Source organism: Longicatena caecimuris, from assembly GCF_004341945.1.
In the GTDB taxonomy this organism is placed as follows: Bacteria; Bacillota_I; Bacilli_A; order Erysipelotrichales; family Erysipelotrichaceae; genus Longicatena; species Longicatena caecimuris.
This window is the reverse complement of the sequence record NZ_SMBP01000021.1, coordinates 17,193-36,631: the sequence shown is the minus strand read 5'-3', so window position 1 is coordinate 36,631 and position 19,439 is coordinate 17,193. Positions and strand designations below refer to the sequence as shown.

Below are 19,439 nucleotides of genomic sequence, written 5' to 3'. Positions count from 1 at the left end.
ATGAGAAACCCAAACCTTATTTCAACGCTTGACACGATATTATTGGAATACTAACTTTTAAAAAAGGCTTGAAAAAGTTCTTTTGGGCACATGGCTTTCATATAAAACACATGAAAAAACAGGATTTGATTGATTTCATCTTCTCCTGTTTATTCTAATCTTTAGCACGTAAGTTATTGGTCTTTTTCCTTACTCCTGTATCATTTTAAAATATTGTACAGCCTGACAGCCTCTGCCGGTATGTACTCCCACGACACTTACCAGCTTAATGATTTGATGCTTTGCATTAGGAAAGGCTGCTTTGATCTTATTCATATAATATTCTGCTTCTACTGCATCATCCGCATGTGCGACTGTTATCATATAACTATCATCCACATGCTCATTACGCATGATTTCAATCGCCATATCCATTGCTTTATGCATGGTTCTGACCTTATCCACAACATCAATTTTTCCATTGGTTTCTTTATTTATTTTCAGAATTGGTTTGATTTTTAATAATCCCCCTAAGGTTGCGGCCAACGGTGTTAATCTTCCGCCACGCTTTAAATGCTGTAGATCATTAGGCAACAACAAAGTATCTGTCGTATCCACGATACGAGATAACACATCTTTGATTTCTTGAATTGTCTTGCCTTCTTCATGCAGCCTTTTGGCTGTCTTTATCATATATTCCTGTACCACCGCCGTAACATGACAATCAACATAAGCAAATGCTAAACCTACTGTTCTGGCACACATTTCCATAGCGTTAATCGTACCGCTTAGTCCACTGCAAATCGGTACGGCAAAAATTTGTTCATATCCGTCATTTTTTAAATGTTCAAATAAAGCCTCAATTTTCCCAAGTGAAGGCAATGAAGTAGATAGCATCACCCCATCACGCATAAGTTCATAAATGCGGTCAATACTTAATTCTTCCAGATCTTGATAGTTTGTATTGTCATAGCTCACCTGTAAAGGTACGCTGAAAATACCTTCCTTTGCTAATTCTTCAACTGTTTTACCTGTTCCACTGTCTGTCACAAACGCTGTTTTCATGGTAAACCCCTCCAATATCTAACACATATTATACTTTATTTCATAGAAGATGAAAAGCCATTCGCCAGAAGTTGTCATTCTTCTTGGGATGGCACGTAAAAAGAGGAGGCTTCCTCATTCCTCCTCAAATGTTTACATTTTAACTTTGCGGATGTATTGTATACCCAAGCATCCTAACCCGGTGTGACAAGAAATCACAGCACCAATGAGCCCAAAATAGAGTTCCATTCCAGGGAAAGCCTCTTCCATCAAAGTTTTCAGCTTTAACCCTTCCTCTTCTGAACCACTATGTAAAACGGTTAAGGTATACGCATCATCAAGCTTTGTTTCTTGAAATGTAGTAACGGCTTTGCTCATCGCCTTTGACATCGTACGCACCTTGTCAAATACATCAATTTTACCTTGTGAACCTTCATCCAGCTTTAAAATAGGCTTAATTTTTAACAAACCACCTAAAGCAGCTGCTAACGGTGTTAATCTTCCGCCACGTTTTAAATGCTGTAAGTCGTTAGGAATGATCAATGTATCACTATGTGCCACACTATCCTGCAAGCGTTTCACTATTTCTTCTGCCGCAACCTCCTGTTTTACTAACTGCTGCGCGCATTTTGCTAAGTAGCACTGTATATTACAAGTAGAATACGTTTCAATAATATGCAGCTTCAGTTCACATTCTTTCGCAACTGCATGCATCACGCTGGATGTTGAAGATAAGCCACTTGTTAAAGGTATCGCGATTACATCTTCATATCCATCTTTTTTTAATTTATGGAATAATTCTTCAATGATTCCCATTGGCGGCATTGATGTTGTCGGCATTTCACCTTGTTTCAACATCTCATATATTTGTTCTACCTGGATATCCACCCCGTCCAGATACATGTTGTCGTTTACAATAATTTGCAATGGCAGATAATAGATACCCAAAGCATCTGCCTGTTGTTTATTTAATCCGCTTCCGCTGTCGGTTACAATCGCTGTTTTCATAGGTAACCCTCCCTTTCGTGTACGGCTTATCATTACATTTCAGGTTATCAAACAATCCTGATTTGCTTTTATATTATAACAGATGAAGTTTGAATGTCAAACGACAATTCGGAAAGGATGTATATGCCCATACTAGATAGCATATATCTAGATACCTTTTATTATAAAAAGCTTACCCCTCATAATAAAACGTCTATTGTCATACATACCACTAGCATCACTTAAAGGAAACTTTAGGTACATTTACAATAGACGCTTTTTTCATCAAAGCTTTCTGGTAAAGACAATGACACTGTATGGTTCTACATTTACTTTCTGAATCAAAATATCCTCTGCCTTGCCATTGTAATACAATAATTTATAAGCCGTATTCATATCGTGAGTGAAATACTCCTGTGAAGGATTGAACAGAATGATCATTTCTTCTGTATCATCTAGCAGTTTGTAAATCAATGCCTTATTTTGGATGGTGTCAAAATGCACATGCTGTTCTACATCCTCCTTGCGGCAATAACGCAGACAGGCATGTGCTCTACGCAGCTTAATCAGCTCTTTTGTACATTCCACGATGTCTTGATACTGATTCCGACGCAGATAATCTATTTTATTTATCTCATCACTTTCTTCATACGTATTTGGTAATCCATGCTTACTACGGGCAAATTCTTGACCGCTGTGTAAGAAAGGAATCCCTTGCGCTAATAAAACCGCCGCAATCATCATCTTATGCTTTGCGATGCGGATATCTTTGCTATCTTCCTTACAGCATTCTTTCAATTTATCCCAGCTAGTCATATTATCATGACATTCCACATAATTCACAACATTTCGAGGATTGGCAAACATAGCTTCCATTCCTTCATTTGTACAGCTGGCACTTAAACAGTTTTTCATAATATCAATCAGATACAATGCGCCACTGCAATATCCTTTTACATTCACTTCATTGCTTGCCGTGCGACCTTTTACAACATCTCGGAAACGATCAGAGAAATGTGCGATAAATGGCATTTGAGCATTATTGCCAATGCTTGCACGCTGACGGAAATCTAAGAAACTTGGCATATCCCAACCTTCCCCATAGATCATAAAATCTGTATTAATTGCGCAACATTCCCGATAGACGGCATTCATGGTATCAATATCTAAAATGCCCATGAGATCAAATCGCAATCCATCGATATGATAAGTTTTTACTAAGAATTTGCAAGCATCGATAATATATTTAGCACACATGCGACGTTTACTGTCTACATCATTCCCACAAAAAGTACCATTAGAAAAATCGCCTTGCTCATTCATTTGAAAATAATAACTAGGGACCGTCTTGTCAAAGAAGCTTTCTTCCTTATCATATACATGATTAAAGACTACATCTAAATTGACACGAATGCCTGCTTTATGGCATTCTTCCACCAGTTTCACAAATTCAAATATACGGCTATAAGGGTTATTCGGTTCACTGCTGTAACTGCCTTCAAAGACCCGATATTGGACCGGATCATATCCCCAATTGTAATGTAATAAAGGATAAATTTCATCAACAGATCCAAAATCCATGACCGGCATCAGCTGTACATGTGTAATGCCTAATGATTTTAAATAAGAAAAACCCGTCTGCATGCTTTTTGTTTGTTCATTTTCTTCCACAAATCCACGAAAAGTTCCAGGACAGCTTACTCCGATATTGCTTTGCATCGTAAAATCACGCACGCTTGTCTCATACACAATTGCATCACATGAACTTTGCAATGGCGGTAAAGGATAATCCTTTACACGAATCTTTGCCAAATCAACAATAGCCGAACGTCTGCTGTTTTCTATGGAAGATACACCATATGGGTCAATGGTCTCTTTCCATTCGCCATTTACTCTGACAAGGTATACATAGGTCGCATTTTCTAAATTTTCTAATATCGAATAACGAAATACCCCATGTTCACTACGTTTCATCTCATACGTATACGTAACATCATTTTTCATGATTTCTAACTTTACACGATAAGCTGTAGGTGCCCATAATGCAAAAGATGTGGCTTTTTCATTATACGTATAACCTAAATCGTCCCCATCATAATAAAACAATTCATCAAATTTCGCTGTTTTTACAACAGCGCTGTATTGTAAAACGGTAGCGCGTGCATGTTGATGCACTACATAATACTCATTTCCTATTTCAATTGAATCATAAAGAGCCAACGTATATTTATTGTAATTGCTATGAGTTGTTTCAATAGACTGAATATGGAGATCATAAATATGTCCTCTGGTGTCTTTCAAATAAAACTTATTACTGACACCTTCATAGCTGTTACGAGACATAAATACAGTTATCTTATCAAAGTCATCCAGATAAGCTTCATAATATTTCTGTTGTCGCATATTTTATCACCTTGACCTTATTATAACAGACTTTCTTCTTTTTATCATTCTCAAGTGGAATTTCCTAGCAAAGCACCTTATTTTAATATCATTTCCGGCTAAAAAAGCTAACGGCATCTTTTCATCGTTTGTATGCATACATGCTTACATCTTTGCTAAGCAGTTGCATCTTGCCTCATATTGTTCCTTAGAAAAAGGATGATTCCTTTAACGTTTCAGCGTTTTATGAAATTCATCCTGTACCTTTCGTAATAAATCTTCTTCCATGAGTAATCTTCTTCCAAGGTTCGCCAATGCGATGGCACCATCACGTAAAGCTTTTCTTCCTGCCTCATGAATGGTAGCTGCTGCCATTTCTTTTGAATGTCCATTGACGCATGCATCGGCAATCTTGATATAGCCATGCAATGCCGGGCAACAATAGCTGACACTTCCGATATCACTAGAGCCATTTGGTACCTCATCTACCGGTTTCACATCCGTTCTGCCTAATGCCACATATTCTTCTTTCAACAAATCACATAAGGTATAATTTATGACACAGTCTTCATAAGGGCATTCATATGTCGTTACCTGATAGGTACAGCCACTCGCTTTACAAGCTCCCTCAACACAATCAATTGCTCGCTGACTGAGCTCTTTTACATACTGCATAGAGGTTCCACGGAAATAATATTCCAAACTGGCATAGGCCGGAATGACATTGGCAGCTTCACCACCATCACGAATAATACCGTGAATATATGTATTTGGCAGTGCATATTGGCGTAGCAGATTAATGCCGATATAGCTCATAACCGCTGCATCCAAGGCTGATTTTCCATGCTCAGGTGAACAACCATGTGTATTTACACCATAAAATTCAAACTTCAATGGTAACAATGCCAAAGTTCTGCCCCCGACTCCATCTTCCGTATCTGGATGAATCATCATCGCCACATCCACATCGTCAAAAACATGCGCATTCGCCATAGACACTTTCCCACCGAAATTCTCCTCTGCCGGTGTTCCTATCACACGTATTTCTCCGCCAATATCATCAATGATTTCTTTTAGGGCCACTCCCGCAGCAATGGATGTTGCCGCAATCAAATTATGTCCGCAACCATGTCCCACTTCCGGCAAAGCATCATATTCGCATAAATATGCAATTACCGGACCTGCCTTGCCACTTTTATACACTGCTTGAAAACCAGTTGGCACAACGAAAGCCTTTTGCGTTTCAAAACCAAAAGATAATAACCCTTCACTTAACAACTCCATCGTTTCAAATTCTTCATTACCGATTTCCGGATGATCGTACATATGTTGTACATAGGACATATAAGTATCTAAGTTTTTTTCAACACTTGTGATTAACTTTTCTTTTAACTCCATCTTCATTACCCCTTTTCTGTTGCCTATTATTTTAACGAAATTCACATAAAATTGCAAATACAGCTTTTTATAAAGTAAGTATCCTCAAGTCGTGCGTGTATCTATGCCCTTTTCCATCGTTAACACTTCATAAAAACCCCTTTATGCATCAAGGGAACAGGATACCTCTTTGCGTGAGCGTTCGTTACCGCACTTATCCTTTTTGATAAGCTGGGATGTAGTAATAGTACACAACAGAATTAAGCTTATCGCTCCTCATTTATGTGAATGCTTGAAATTATGTATTTGGTAAGCATTCTTTCCCGTGTTTATGAAGAAAAAAATAGCCACATGAGTAAATTTAAGCATAAAAAAAGGAAGCATGACACGATTGCGAAATAGTGCAATTGCCATACCTCCCAGTTGATTATTTCCAAGGAAAAATCTTTCTTATTTAACCGTCACCGGTTTAATATTCCAAATATCACGTGCATATTCATGGATCGTACGATCACTTGAGAAATAGCCAGACTGTGCGATATTTATCAGACACATTCTTGCCCATGCTTCTGCATTACGATAGCGCTGTTCAATATTGCCCTGCGCATGCACATAAGCTTCAAAGTCTGCCAACAACAGATATTCATCATTTTTGAACATCAGTTCATTATAAATCTGCTTGAAATCTCTAGGATCATTTGAGAAGGTACTGTCTACCAAGCTATTGACAACCTTCTGAATATCACCGTTTTGATTGTATTTTTTCCAAACATCATAAGAATTTTCATGACGAATCAAGGCCACATCATCTGCACGAAGACCGAAGATTTCAGCATTCTCATAGCCGACACGTTCTACGATTTCCACATTAGCACCATCCATCGTACCTAAGGTAATCGCACCATTCATCATAAACTTCATATTACCGGTACCGCTTGCTTCTTTACCGGCTGTAGAAATTTGTTCTGATACATCGGCAGCATTCATCAGGATTTCCGCAATGGATACCCCATAATTCGGAATGAATACGACCTTCATATAACGGTTAATATCACTATCGTTATTTACCTTATCAGCCACACAGTGAATCAGCTTAATAACTTCCTTCGCAAAGGTATAGGAAGGTGCTGCTTTTGCGGCAAAGATAAAGGTTCTAGGATAAATACGGAAGTTAGGATCTGCTTTCATACGGAAATAGAGATGAATGATGTTCATCACATTTAACAGCTGACGTTTATAAGCATGTAAACGTTTCGCCTGTACATCAAAGATGGAATTTACATCAATGTCAATGTTCAAGGTATCCTTAATGTACTTCGCAAGTATTTTCTTACGTTCCATTTTCACATCCATAAATTTCTTCTGAACTTCGCTGTTATCTACATACTTCATCAGATCTTCTAATTTTTCAGGATGTTTTTTGAATGCAGGACCAATGGTCTTTTCTAACAACTGTGTTAATTGTGGATTAGAATACAACAACCAACGACGATGTGTGATACCATTCGTCTTATTGTTGAATTTGCCAGGATATAAATCATTGAAGTTCTTCATTACATCTTCTTTTAAGATTTTAGTATGCAAAGCCGCAACACCATTCACACTGTGCGAACCGATGATGGCAAGGTTTGCCATATGCACTTGTCCATCCTTGATTACACAACATTCATTCATTAAATCAGAACGTCCTAAATCATGAGAGCAGGCATATTTGAAACGACGGTCGATTTCTTCGATAATCATATAAATACGTGGCAATAAATCTTGTACATACTGAATCGGCCATTTTTCCAATGCTTCACTTAAAACAGTATGATTCGTATATGCCATCGTTTCTGTTACGATTTTCCAAGCATCATCCCATTCGTAACGGAAATCATCCAACAGGATACGCATCATTTCCGGAATACACAATACCGGATGGGTATCATTCAACTGAATGGCATTCATTTCCGCAAAGTTGTCCAATGTTCCATATACGCGTAAATGCGCATCTATAATGTTATTTAATCCTGCCGCAACAAAGAAATATTGCTGTTTCAAACGCAATAATTTTCCATGTTCTGTAGAATCATCCGGATAAACATTACGGCAGATTTCACGAACTTCATTTACATATTCATTCAAGTTAGCCGCATCACATGCATCATCGGCAACTTCTGCACTCCACAGACGTAACGTATTGGTCAGTTTCGTATCATAGCCAACCACAGGTACATCATATGGAACTGCACGAACAACCAAGCTTGGCACATGGTTTACAACCGCCTTGCCATCTTCTCCCATCCACATGTCCACATGACCGCCGAATTTAACATTGACTGCATGCTTTGGTTTTCGCACTTCCCAAACGTTACCTAAAGACAGCCATTGATCAGGTACTTCTACCTGTTCATTATTTACAATTTTCTGTTTAAATAATCCATATTCATAACGAATACAGTTTCCATTGCCCGGTAAATTCAAAGATGCTAAAGAATCCAGGAAACAGGCAGCCAGTCTTCCCAGACCTCCATTTCCTAATCCTGCATCACTTTCCAGGTTTTCAAGTTCATTAATATCCAGATCCAGATCAGCTAAACCTTCTTTGACTAAATCATAGATACCGAGGTTCATCAGGTTGTTTGTCAGAAGACGTCCCATTAAGAATTCCATAGAGAAATAATACATCTGCTTGCTTTTCTTCTCTGCGATGGCATTCTTAGAGTCGTTCCAGTGAACACTGGCATAATCTCTAACCATTTCCCCTAAAACCATGTATTTTTCTGTTATGTGCGCCTGTTCGATAGAACGGCCGTAGCGTTCAATAATTCTTCTTTTAAACTCTTCTTGAAACTCTTTCTTGTTCTTGAATTCGTTTATCATATACTCGCTTACTCCTCTCAGTAACATATTAATTTTACAATATTTGTCTCTTAATTACAAATGAAATTAAGAAATGCATACAGTTACTATATTCATTATGCGAAAGATGTGTGAATTCATTCAACTGTAAAGGCTTTCTTTATTTTTTAGGTAAAATCATTCTCAGTTTTTTCCTTTTGATTGTACTGTTTCCTATCTTGATAATGGTTATAATCCCTCTGAAATTGCTTGTTCACTTCGCTGTCTTTATTGCCGCTGATACCATAAGATTGCTGAATATAAGCGGCGATCATGCCACTTACCTTCTCCGCCCCATATACATTCATATGATAACCGCCATCTTTTGTGTCCGTTAGCCAGTTGATCTTAGATGAATAGGGCTCTAAGTTCATATCCAGATAATCGACCTGTTCTTTTTCAGCAAATTTACTTACCAAACGCGCTCTGGAAAAGGACCATTCTCGAGCACCCGGTACGCGCAACAATAAGATTTGCATTTTCTGTTCTTTCGCAAGTCTGATCAGCTCTTTCACCCCTTGTTGATTGATTGCATCAAGCTCTGTTATCTGTTCATTATTGTGCATATAATCACGATCATAGAATGGTTCTATTTTGGTATTCATGATGAAGCCATGTGTTGTATGTTTACTATCTAGTTGCTGTTTAGTTGACGTCAAACGTTTTCGTATGACATCTCTTACATAGGAGTGAAGTAACGTTGCTTTGGTTTGTTCATCCATACTGGTATCCGTATAAGAAAGCAAATGTCGTATAGCTTGCATGCGTTCTTTCTCCGGTTTCATGGCATTGATTGCCGCGCAATTACGCGCTAATCTTCCTTCATTTTGGGCACGAAATAAATTTGCGTCAATAATCAACACTTTTGGCTTTTGATAGCGCAAGGCGCTTTTTAATAGGTAAGTACTGGTCCATGTTGTCTGTGTCGCACTTGCCAGTGTATAGGAGATGATACCTGTTTGTTTCCATACGATCAAAGGATTGATGGAGCGAGTAAAATTACTATCACCAAGAAATAAGATATCTAAGCTATTCTCTTTTTTTTCATAAAAGCCTTGGATTCCATCACTTTGTGCAGTTGTACATTGATCGAGATTTTCCGCAAAGATTTCTTTTTGCGTATTCCCTTTCAAGAAGAAACAAAAACATACACATAACAATACCATACCCTTCTTCATTACTTTCATATGACCACCTGCCACCTGCATTATACTCCTAGTTTCATACGACACATCTTAACTTTCCTTAACTACTTATCTTTTTTACTCTTTCTATATGAGGATAACAATCACGCGATAGGAACAACCCAATCTTTTATGAAGAAAAGAAAAAGTCTTATTGCTTACAATCTTATAAGATCATGGCAGCAATAAGACTTAAGTTGTTATAATCTTCCGTTTGCTTTTTCATACTCCAAATAACGTAAAGTTCTTGTAAATCCTTCTTCAATTGTGTTAAGTGGTTGCCAACCAAGCTCGCGCAAGCGTTCACTCGATAAGATTCCCATGGTAAACGGTGCACATCCTGTGTTCGCATCCTTAGGAATATCAAAGCATAACTTTAAATGTTTCTCGGGATTTATCTTCACTAACAATTCAGCCAATTCACGAATAGAAACTTTTCCGTTTTCATCTCCAATGTTGTATGCCAGTTCTTCCCCATTTAGTAAAATGCGCCACATTCCGGCAATGGCATCTGCGATATAGGTGTAAGTTCGCACACTGGATCCATCACTTTTTAATACAATGTCTTCATTGAATAGGACATTCTTCAAGAAGTCCGCCTGGACACGGCCATCATAAATGGACATGCCTGGACCATATGTATGGGCTAATCGTGCAATTTTCGTATTTAAACCATACTGCTTATGGAAGGAAGCACACATGGTTTCAGCCGCTTTTTTCCCTTCAGGATAGCATGATCTAGCATCTAATGGGTCCACAAGACCATACGTATTTTCATAGAAGAATTCCTGGTTTTCATCTGGCTGTCCATAAATTTCGCGGGAAGAAATAAACATATAGCCTTTGGCATTCTTCTCTTTCGCTAAACTTAGCGTATAGAAAGCTCCAAGTGTGTTAGCCGCAATCGTACCTACCGGATCTTCGCGCATGATCAATGGACTGGCCGGGCTTGCGGCATGAATGATATAATCAACCTTTCCATCATATACCATCGGCTTACTAACATCATGTGCCACAATTGTTACGGCCGGATTGTTTGCTATATCTTCCGGTATCTTTTTGGGATTACGCACAACACAGATAACCGTAGCATTCATCTTTCTTGTTTCATTTAATGCTAAAACCGTTCGCACAAAATAGGTTCCTACCATTCCGCTGGCACCGGTAACCAAAACGGCGGCATCTTTTAATTTATCCCAAGCGATATCCTGTGCGCAGATACGTTGTAAATCTTCTTTTACTATTGGATTCATAGTAGCCTAGCCTCCTCAATCTATTTTAAGCCTAAGATCTGCTCATTTTCACGATATTGCAATAATGCACGTAAAATATAGAAATCTTCTGGCGTCGTTACTTTAATATTTCCGCGATTTCCTTCAACGATGTACATTTTCTTACCCAGATTTTTATATAAGTTACAAGAATCGGCAATATCAACATAGTCTGGATTTAGTTCCCGCATTTTCTTATGCGCCTCCATGATTTCACCTAAGTAAAAGCTCTGTGGTGCCTGTGCTGTAAACATTTCTTTTTTCAATGGCATCTCTTCTACTTCTTCGCCGCCTTTACTTAAAATCGGTGTTTCAAAGAAAGAGGTACAGGTAACAGCACTGCCATGCTGTTTTACACATTCTATGTTTTTCTGGATCACTTCTTCACTGACAAACGGGCGTACGCCATCATGAATCAAGACGATGGCATCCTTGTCATTTTCTGCATCCGCTGCACGCAATGCACGATAGATGGAATCCTGTCCGTTGCTTCCACCTTCCACAATGCCGCACACCTTCGTAATCGCAAAACGTTTTGTCAGATCTTGTAATGTCGTGATATAGTCTTTTTTACAAGAAATATAAATCTTATCAATGGATGGACTATTTTGAAAATTGTCCAAGGTATGAATAATGATTGGTTTCCCATTGATTTCTAAAAATTGTTTTGGCATTCCGGCACCCATGCGTACCCCGCTGCCACCGGCAAAAATGATTGCTATATTCATATGAATCCTCCTCGTTTGTATCTGTTTTTATCAGCCTTATTATACTCCTAAACAGAGGTTCTAACAACTGACGATTTCGTAATATATCATCTAAACACGCAGCTTATCGATGTCGATTTGTTTTTGGAATTTCATAATTTCCTGATAAATTCGCTCACAATTATGATGATCATTTTGAGCATAGAAATTATCTGCGCGCTTGCGATACTCCTCCTTCATGACACAGCCTGTTTTCATATATTCACATAACATATCAATCAGCTGCTCACTCTTTGTACATATTTCACCAAAGCCCATCGTATCGTAGAAGAAGATACCATCATCATAATGTGGCGGCAAAACATCCGGATGGAAATACACAATCGGTTTTCGCATATACGCAAAGTCAAATTGCACACCGGAATAATCGGTAACCATTAAGCTGGATTCGGTTAAGATTTTTTCATAGCTCAGATCACCAACGGAAGGAATAACTTCTAATTCATCATTTTTGGTAAAGTCCTCAAGCTGCGAACTTAAGATTGGATGCAGCAAGAATTTAATCTTATATCCATAAGCTTTTGCACAACGTAACAAACGTTCATTGTTGATTAAATTGTTATACACATGGAAATATGTTGAATTTTTAAATTCCGGATTATAGCCTCTTTGTTCACCTTCACTGGTTGTTACAGGCAAGGCATTGTACATACGCCATGTCGGTGATAATAAGATCTGTTTCTTATCGTTATTAATTAAGCCGTCATAACGTCCGATTCCGGTTAACTTCAAAATATCAAATCCCTGATAGCCATAAGCATGTTTTGATAAATTTTCATACTCAAACTTACTTGCTAAAAAATACATCAGGGTATTATCTATGATACGGCGCTGGGCGATTGCACACTTTTGCACCGATAATCCATGCTGCAGACACATGGAGCCAAAGTTACATAAGCCTCTGATATATTTAGAAGTACTCTTATTATAACCATTAAATGGGAATAAATGAGAATTCGTTATTAAGACAATATCGGCGTGGACAAAAACAAGTTTATGCTTTAACGAGCCGTTCTTTAAAGGCGTATAGCCATCTTCCTTCAACTTTCGATAATCACTTGTATTTTCATTGATCAAATAATACTTCGTGATGCCATCATCAAATTTGGCACTATAGCGGTATAAATACTCACAACTGTCTCCGCCTTTATACAGCTTATCCAACATGAGCCAAATGCGTTTATTCTTATACCATGGATACGTGATCCAATATAACCAACGAAAGCCTAAGGCCGCAAAATCCTTTTTATGATGGTTTTTAATTAAATTTAATTGAAATTGTATCTCTCGTTTTATGACATTTGTCTTCGTCGCTTTTTTAATGGTAATACCATTATCGGCATGATGACATAAATATTTATGGAAGCGCCAGTAGGAATACCGCGGTGTCTTGGATAGTTTTGCCCAATGATTCGCAAATGAAATCTTCATCTGATATTCTTCTCCCTGAATGCGGGCATAGAAGGTAATTCTCTGCATTGTTTTTTTCTCATCTAAAGGAAATTCCAGATGATATGTGAGACGGCGATATCCTGGGACCCCAAAGTATTTTGTTAAGGAATATGCATCAGTATCTACTACCGGATATTCTTTCCCATTAAATTTTGCGTAATATTCTACCTTCCCATGCTGAAAGATACTGATCAATGAACCATCGATCCAAACCTTTCCCTGAATGTAATTCATGACATTGATCGTAAAGCGATGTTTATTCAAAGAAGAGATGCGCAAACCATGAAAACACATTTCTACATCCCGCTCATTCTCTTCATCCAAAACACTTTGATAGGTGTATGCTACTTGATCTTTTCCATATTTGATACGCAAATACATGCAACGAATCTCTGGATTTTTTGTCATATAGAACAATTCATCTTGATTCAAGAGATAATAATCATCAATTTGTAGAAATAATGTTTGGACTAAGTCTAAATACGTATCTAGTTTTTTCCCTAAGACGACTTTTTTATTACGATTATCTTTATTGGCCATCATTCGACAATTTACATAATAGACACAATAATTTTGTAAAAAGGCCGGAATCGTTTTCTGGGTTTTTTTCGCATATTCTAACAATGGGAAAAGATAGCTCTGCAAAGATTCATGATACCAGCGTGCATCATGGGATGGAACATGATAAAGCACTTGATTTTCACGTGGCGCAAAGTATTCATATTCCGCTTTTGCTACGGTGGCATAAACCGGTTTTTCTAATAGAAGCTTCATCACCATATCGGTGCCTGCTTCAAATGGCAGGGTTTCATTGAATCCTATCCTTTTGATCATTTCACTATGAAAGATGGAAGAATCTAAAGCGGTATGTAAAGCAGAATACTCTTTTGACAGATCATAGACAGTGTCTTCTTCAATAAAAAGTTTACTTAAAATGTGCTGTTTGCGTGTTTTTGTCATCAATGGGTTATTACAATAGGATTTACCGACAACAAAGGTAGCGGCAGGATTTTCTTCCATTACTTTCATTGCTTTCTTGATAAAATGATGATTCATCGTATCGCCGGTTTCCATAAACATCACATAAGTTGTATCAACATATTGCATCGCCTGATTCAATAAGGCTCCTCGCATGTTGGCATCACTTTCTATAAGCTTTGCATGAAATGATGACAATGCTTCTTTTTCAACTGTTTCCCTATCTTTTGGTGCACAGACAAGGATAAGCTGAAAAGCTTTTTCTTTTTGTTGGCGCAGGCTTTCGAATGTTTTCGCTAGCCCTTCTACCCCATTCTGCATCGTCAATACAATTGTCAGTTTTCTTTCATCCATACTCAACACCTCTCGCCTTTCTCATGTAAAAGGATGCTGTCTATCACGATATCACTCGACAGTTTCTCATGTGTATCAAAGCATTCTTCAATAAATGCAGCCAGTTTTTCCATTTCAAAAGTTTTATTACGAATGGTCGATAAGACCTCATCAAACGTTGTACACACCTTGCCGCACGCATCATCCAAACTGCGATGCACCCCTCTACGCAGCTGATAATAATCTTTATCAAACGCATAGAAAATGATTGGCTTTTTATGTAACGCAAATTCATAAATATTACTTGAAAAATCTGTAATTAAGATATCCGTAATATAAAACATATCATTGATATCACCATATTGTGACAGATCTTTCACATAGGTTGCATAAGCAACAGGAATATCCACTTTTTCCTGAATGAAAGGATGCATCTTAAAGATAAAGGCATAGTCTTGTTCACAAAGCTTTGCAATACCATCCATATCAATCTTATCATATGGATAATATGCATCACTTTGCGTATTTCCTCGATAGGTTGGCGCAAACATGATGATCTTACGACCTTTTAATTCCGGGAAATCCTGATAGAACTTCATTTTATAAGCGTTTATACGTTCTTCATCTAAATAATTATCCAAACGTGGCAATCCGGTTGCTAAAAAGTGCGAACGATCAATTCCGAAAACTTCTTCATATACCGGAATTAAGCCTTTACTGCCTACTAAGGCATAATCATATTTACGATGACATGAATCTTTCGGTAATGGTGAGCCGGCTTTTCCAAAACGTGAATATCCTACCGATTTAAAGCCGACTCCGGCATGCCATGCCTGTATCAGTTTTGTTTTAGAGCTTAAAGTAATCGTTTTAAAAATAGGGACATAGTCATCCACAAAAATATAGTCCTGTTTCGCAATGAGCCACAACAATCTTGACCATGTAAAGAAAGTTTTAAACTTGCTTTGCTGCAAGGTTTTTGAGAACGAATAACTTATTTTAAAAGTTTTATCTAAGCCGCGTTCTTTCATACGATCATCAATCGCTTTTAAATTACCGCCAATCGGTGTTCTTGTTTCAGACATGAAGAGCACATGTTTGCCATCCTTTTTACGACAGCTGCTTAATACCGCAAAAATCCCTCTGATTGCTGCTTTGGTAAGAATAAAAGCTACTTTTCGGCATCCTTGTTTCAAGGATTTTGATTCTAATCGCACATCTTTTCGATTGGGATGGTCATTTCTTTTCATATAGGTGGTAAAGGCACATAAAATCAAATCTTCTTCATCCCCATGGATGACCAAAGGAGTCTGCGCCGCTTTTTTCTGTAAAACCGCCATATCGCTAATCTGAAAATTAATGGCATAGGCATAGCATTCTTGACCATAACGATACAGCTTATCCAATTGTTCCAGTTTATATCCACATGCCGCTGTGATACTGAGATAATATTTTTCATGATCTTTTTCATAATAAAAATACCATTTCCCATTATCTAAAAGTTTGGTTTCATTTATGTTTACCATATTTATCGTCAGCTTATTGTCTACAGGTTGTTCCAGAGGATATACTTTTTTTAAATCCGTCACATAAAAATGGCAATCCTTGATGGCATCCCCTTGTAAAGATAATGTCAGATAAATATTATGCCAATAAATATCGGTTATGATAACTTTATTCATGTGCATCGTTTCCTTCTTTCATCAAATTCAATATAAAATCGGCAATATGAAGACTTGTGTTCCCATCATATACCACATATTTTTTGCAGAAGCGTTGTAATTCATCCATATCATACGGCTCTTTTTCAATAGAATCAATAATGACTTTAGGATCTTTACTGATGACTCCGGGAAGCTCGTTTTCATAGTCAATCGCAAGACCTCGTTTACCGGTATAATTTTGCATATCAAAATTATAAAAATACAGAGGGATATTTAATAAAGCCGCTTCATAAATAATACAAGAATAATCACTGATAACAGCATCGGCAACAAACAACATATCAAAGGAGGTAAAGGAAGTATCAACCAATACATGAGGATTGTGAATCGTCAGCTTTGATAATGGATGCCGTTTTACCACTAGGATCTGATCATCATATAAGGCATCACACAGTTTATCAACATATGTCTGCATCATCGTTTCCTTTTTTCTAAATGTCGGAACATATAAAATAACTTGCTTTTCTTTCAAGATTGGATATTTTTGATATAGCTTTTTACGCATTTCTTGTTTATAAGAAGCATCAGTTAAGATATCCACTCTTGGCAAAGGATAAATGCGTACAATGTCTTCGGGGCAATGAAATCCCTTTGCTAAATCGGCTTGATAAGCAGGGGAACTGGCGAATACATAGGAATACTGTTCATGCATGCGCATGGCCGTCGCAATCTTCGTACTTGTTCCTTCTGCCGTATCCAATGCGGTATAACCAAATTTTTTCATCGTTCCTATTGAATGCCACATCTGAATGATTTTTAAAGAACGTCTATGTTTCAAAAGGGAGATGACGATACAATAGGTATCTAAGACGACCACTTTACTGCTGGCAATCTCTTTCATCTGCTTCAACATATGAAAGGCATATTTGATTTTATCTTTGTACGATGATTTTAATCCGCCATCCAAGGTGTGACATAAAAACACGACATCAACGGATGCATCTTGTTGTTGAAGAGCTTTTTTCAACAAGATGAAATCTATGGATGGTGTATTTGACTGTCGGGATATCATGACAACTTTATTTTTTACCGGTAAAAGTTTTATGAAAAAATATAAAACATTTAAGGCTGCGGTACCTAGCTTAATAATTGCCTGCATCTTTTCACTCCGTTCTTAAAATCGATGAATTATGTTTTGTAACCTTTTGGGCATTTTTACTATAAAATATAAATAACGGTTAATAAACCATATAAATATCACCATAATGAAGTATATGATGATGGATGCTAACACGGCATAAAACTGACTTGTTAAAAAAATCGGGAAAGCCGCCTGGAGAATACGTAACATAGGGATGTGCAAAGCTAATATGATGATGGTATTCTGTCCGATATAGGATAATAGCTTCGAGTGGAAATTAAACTTTTTCGCAAGAAAGATGAGAATGAAGGATAATGTGAAAGAACTAATCAGCATATAGGTGATATTGCGATACAGCTCATTGCTCATATCTACTTGCTTATTGATAAATGCCGAAAAGGTTCCCACACTGAACAACAGAAAGATTTTAAAGCGATAATGCTCCTTAAAGGCATTCATGAAATTCGTAAAATACTTTCTTATCAAATAGCCACACCCATAATAAAATTGCGCAACTAAAGATACATCAAAATGGAATGGAGCATCCAAAAACTCTTTTCCCAACGGTGCCATAACACCGATGACACCCAAGATACACGACATTAAGAAAACCGATTTATCATCTTTTAAATAATAATGTATCATATAATAAATAACCTCAGCAAATAATAAGGTCATTAAAAACCATGTCGCATTGGATGGAGCTCTGACAACGGCGCTATTGGAATAAAAGACGCCGAATAAAACTTCTATCAAAGAATCCGGTTGGATCATATGGGTTTTCATGTTGATGTACCAAAAAGGTAAAGATAATATATTTAACATGATGTAGGGATGAGCTAGTTTTATGATTTTATCTTTCACACAATCCATGATCGTCGTATATTTATCAGGACGAAATGTTAAGCCGGATATCATGAAAAATAATGGCATATGGAAGGAATAAATAAAACGAAATAATTTTCCTTCTTTAAACTTTAACAGTGAATGACCTAAAACGACGAAATACATGGAAATAGCTTTTAATTGGTCTAGCCACACTAATCTCGTCGTTGTATTTTCAACTGCTTTATCCATAAAAAACTCCTTTCATTGCATGTTCTTTCCCTTTCAACTATAGAGCAAAAGCAACAACGATGTTGTTGCTTTATTTTTTCGTGAATAATTTAGATAAGAATCCCTCTTTATAGTTATGAATGATTCGCTGTTCAAATTTTTCGTTTAACATTTTTTTCTTTTCTTTATCACTCATTGCATTCAATTTATCTACATACTCTGAATAGTGGTCACATACTTCATTAATTTCCCCAAATTCAATAAGCTTTCCACCTTCAATCCACATTCCCGTCTTACAGAATTCTCGTACCTGTGGCAATGCATGTGAGATAAAGAAGATTGTCTTTCCTTGTTCATCACGCAGTTTTTTCATACGATTCATACATTTCTGGGCGAATCCTTTATCTCCTACGGATAAGGCTTCATCGACAATAAAGATATCCGGATCCAATGCCAGAGATATTGAAAAACCAAGTCTTGATTTCATACCGCTAGAATATTTTTTTACCGGCTGATATAAGAAATCGCCTAATTCTGCGAATTCAATAACATCCTCCGTAATTTCCTGAATACGTTTTTTAGAAAGGCCCATCAAAGCACCCTTAACGTTGATATTTTCTAAGCCGGTCAATTGTTGATTCAGCCCTGTATTGATGGAAATTAAGGCTTGTTCTCCACTAACATTCATTTCCCCGCCATCGATATCGGATATACCGGCTAAAATAACGGATAACGTTGATTTACCGGAGCCATTGGTTCCTAACACGCCAACAACATCGCCTTTTTCAACTTTGATACTAATATCTCTTAACGCATAAAAGCTTTCGTTATCATTTGACTTTTGTCCGTCTTTTTTCTTTAATTTATAAATTTTAGAAATATGATGTAATTCAACCGCATAAGGGTTTGTTTCATATGTATTTTTTGCCATTCTTATCACC

13 protein-coding genes are annotated in these 19,439 nt (G+C 37.2%); all 13 read right to left on the bottom strand.

The features are described 5' to 3' along the window. Window positions 1-189 precede the first annotated feature (189 nt). Window positions 190-1,044: a DegV family protein gene (locus tag EDD61_RS11215; RefSeq protein WP_132225438.1), complete on the bottom strand. Its 855-nt coding sequence runs from the start codon at window positions 1,042-1,044 to the stop codon at window positions 190-192. Between the two features lie 132 nt (window positions 1,045-1,176). Then, entirely contained in the window at window positions 1,177-2,031 is an 855-nt protein-coding gene (locus EDD61_RS11210; protein WP_008690561.1) for a DegV family protein, read from the bottom strand. Window positions 2,032-2,295: 264 nt separating this feature from the next. Further along, window positions 2,296-4,413, bottom strand: coding sequence for a type I pullulanase (gene pulA / locus EDD61_RS11205; protein ID WP_008690560.1), 2,118 nt, complete (start codon window positions 4,411-4,413; stop codon window positions 2,296-2,298). 207 nt (window positions 4,414-4,620) lie between these two features. After that, window positions 4,621-5,790 carry a M20 family metallopeptidase gene (locus tag EDD61_RS11200; RefSeq protein ID WP_008978209.1) on the bottom strand — a complete coding sequence of 390 codons (1,170 nt, stop codon included), beginning with the start codon at window positions 5,788-5,790 and terminating at the stop codon, window positions 4,621-4,623. Window positions 5,791-6,219: 429 nt separating this feature from the next. Beyond that, window positions 6,220-8,634 (bottom strand): glycogen/starch/alpha-glucan phosphorylase, encoded by a 2,415-nt coding sequence (locus tag EDD61_RS11195; RefSeq protein WP_119983436.1) that lies wholly within the window; start codon window positions 8,632-8,634, stop codon window positions 6,220-6,222. A 146-nt stretch (window positions 8,635-8,780) separates the two neighbouring features. Next, window positions 8,781-9,839 carry a hypothetical protein gene (locus EDD61_RS11190; RefSeq protein ID WP_243642723.1) on the bottom strand — a complete coding sequence of 353 codons (1,059 nt, stop codon included), beginning with the start codon at window positions 9,837-9,839 and terminating at the stop codon, window positions 8,781-8,783. 197 nt (window positions 9,840-10,036) lie between these two features. Beyond that, the gene (locus tag EDD61_RS11185) at window positions 10,037-11,089 is read right to left on the bottom strand and encodes an NAD-dependent epimerase/dehydratase family protein (protein WP_008978206.1); all 1,053 of its coding nucleotides are present in this window, start codon (window positions 11,087-11,089) and stop codon (window positions 10,037-10,039) included. Window positions 11,090-11,109: 20 nt separating this feature from the next. Continuing rightward, window positions 11,110-11,835 carry an IspD/TarI family cytidylyltransferase gene (locus tag EDD61_RS11180; protein WP_119983434.1) on the bottom strand — a complete coding sequence of 242 codons (726 nt, stop codon included), beginning with the start codon at window positions 11,833-11,835 and terminating at the stop codon, window positions 11,110-11,112. Window positions 11,836-11,925: 90 nt separating this feature from the next. Then, window positions 11,926-14,658: a bifunctional glycosyltransferase/CDP-glycerol:glycerophosphate glycerophosphotransferase gene (locus EDD61_RS11175; protein WP_132225434.1), complete on the bottom strand. Its 2,733-nt coding sequence runs from the start codon at window positions 14,656-14,658 to the stop codon at window positions 11,926-11,928. A gap of 2 nt (window positions 14,659-14,660) precedes the next feature. Next, window positions 14,661-16,319: a CDP-glycerol glycerophosphotransferase family protein gene (locus tag EDD61_RS11170; protein ID WP_230327008.1), complete on the bottom strand. Its 1,659-nt coding sequence runs from the start codon at window positions 16,317-16,319 to the stop codon at window positions 14,661-14,663. Beyond that, window positions 16,312-17,460: a CDP-glycerol glycerophosphotransferase family protein gene (locus EDD61_RS11165; RefSeq protein ID WP_132225430.1), complete on the bottom strand. Its 1,149-nt coding sequence runs from the start codon at window positions 17,458-17,460 to the stop codon at window positions 16,312-16,314. Before EDD61_RS11165 ends, EDD61_RS11170 begins: the two co-directional genes overlap by 8 nt. A 15-nt stretch (window positions 17,461-17,475) precedes the next feature. Continuing rightward, on the bottom strand, window positions 17,476-18,519 hold the full coding sequence (locus tag EDD61_RS11160) for an acyltransferase family protein (RefSeq protein ID WP_132225428.1): 1,044 nt from the start codon (window positions 18,517-18,519) through the stop codon (window positions 17,476-17,478). A 70-nt stretch (window positions 18,520-18,589) separates the two neighbouring features. Beyond that, window positions 18,590-19,429 (bottom strand): ABC transporter ATP-binding protein, encoded by an 840-nt coding sequence (locus EDD61_RS11155; protein WP_008690543.1) that lies wholly within the window; start codon window positions 19,427-19,429, stop codon window positions 18,590-18,592. Window positions 19,430-19,439 lie beyond the last annotated feature (10 nt).

What these genes read in the sequence shown, in the direction of transcription:
- EDD61_RS11165 (WP_132225430.1), bottom strand. Translation starts at nt 17,460, where the DNA reads ATGCAGGCAATTATTAAGCTAGGTACCGCAGCCTTAAATGTTTTATAT.
- EDD61_RS11155 (WP_008690543.1), bottom strand. Translation starts at nt 19,429, where the DNA reads ATGGCAAAAAATACATATGAAACAAACCCTTATGCGGTTGAATTACAT.
- EDD61_RS11170 (WP_230327008.1), bottom strand. Translation starts at nt 16,319, where the DNA reads ATGAATAAAGTTATCATAACCGATATTTATTGGCATAATATTTATCTG.
- EDD61_RS11160 (WP_132225428.1), bottom strand. Translation starts at nt 18,519, where the DNA reads ATGGATAAAGCAGTTGAAAATACAACGACGAGATTAGTGTGGCTAGAC.
- EDD61_RS11175 (WP_132225434.1), bottom strand. Translation starts at nt 14,658, where the DNA reads ATGGATGAAAGAAAACTGACAATTGTATTGACGATGCAGAATGGGGTA.
- EDD61_RS11195 (WP_119983436.1), bottom strand. Translation starts at nt 8,634, where the DNA reads ATGATAAACGAATTCAAGAACAAGAAAGAGTTTCAAGAAGAGTTTAAA.
- EDD61_RS11210 (WP_008690561.1), bottom strand. Translation starts at nt 2,031, where the DNA reads ATGAAAACAGCGATTGTAACCGACAGCGGAAGCGGATTAAATAAACAA.
- EDD61_RS11200 (WP_008978209.1), bottom strand. Translation starts at nt 5,790, where the DNA reads ATGGAGTTAAAAGAAAAGTTAATCACAAGTGTTGAAAAAAACTTAGAT.
- EDD61_RS11190 (WP_243642723.1), bottom strand. Translation starts at nt 9,839, where the DNA reads ATGAAAGTAATGAAGAAGGGTATGGTATTGTTATGTGTATGTTTTTGT.
- EDD61_RS11215 (WP_132225438.1), bottom strand. Translation starts at nt 1,044, where the DNA reads ATGAAAACAGCGTTTGTGACAGACAGTGGAACAGGTAAAACAGTTGAA.
- EDD61_RS11185 (WP_008978206.1), bottom strand. Translation starts at nt 11,089, where the DNA reads ATGAATCCAATAGTAAAAGAAGATTTACAACGTATCTGCGCACAGGAT.
- pulA (WP_008690560.1), bottom strand. Translation starts at nt 4,413, where the DNA reads ATGCGACAACAGAAATATTATGAAGCTTATCTGGATGACTTTGATAAG.
- EDD61_RS11180 (WP_119983434.1), bottom strand. Translation starts at nt 11,835, where the DNA reads ATGAATATAGCAATCATTTTTGCCGGTGGCAGCGGGGTACGCATGGGT.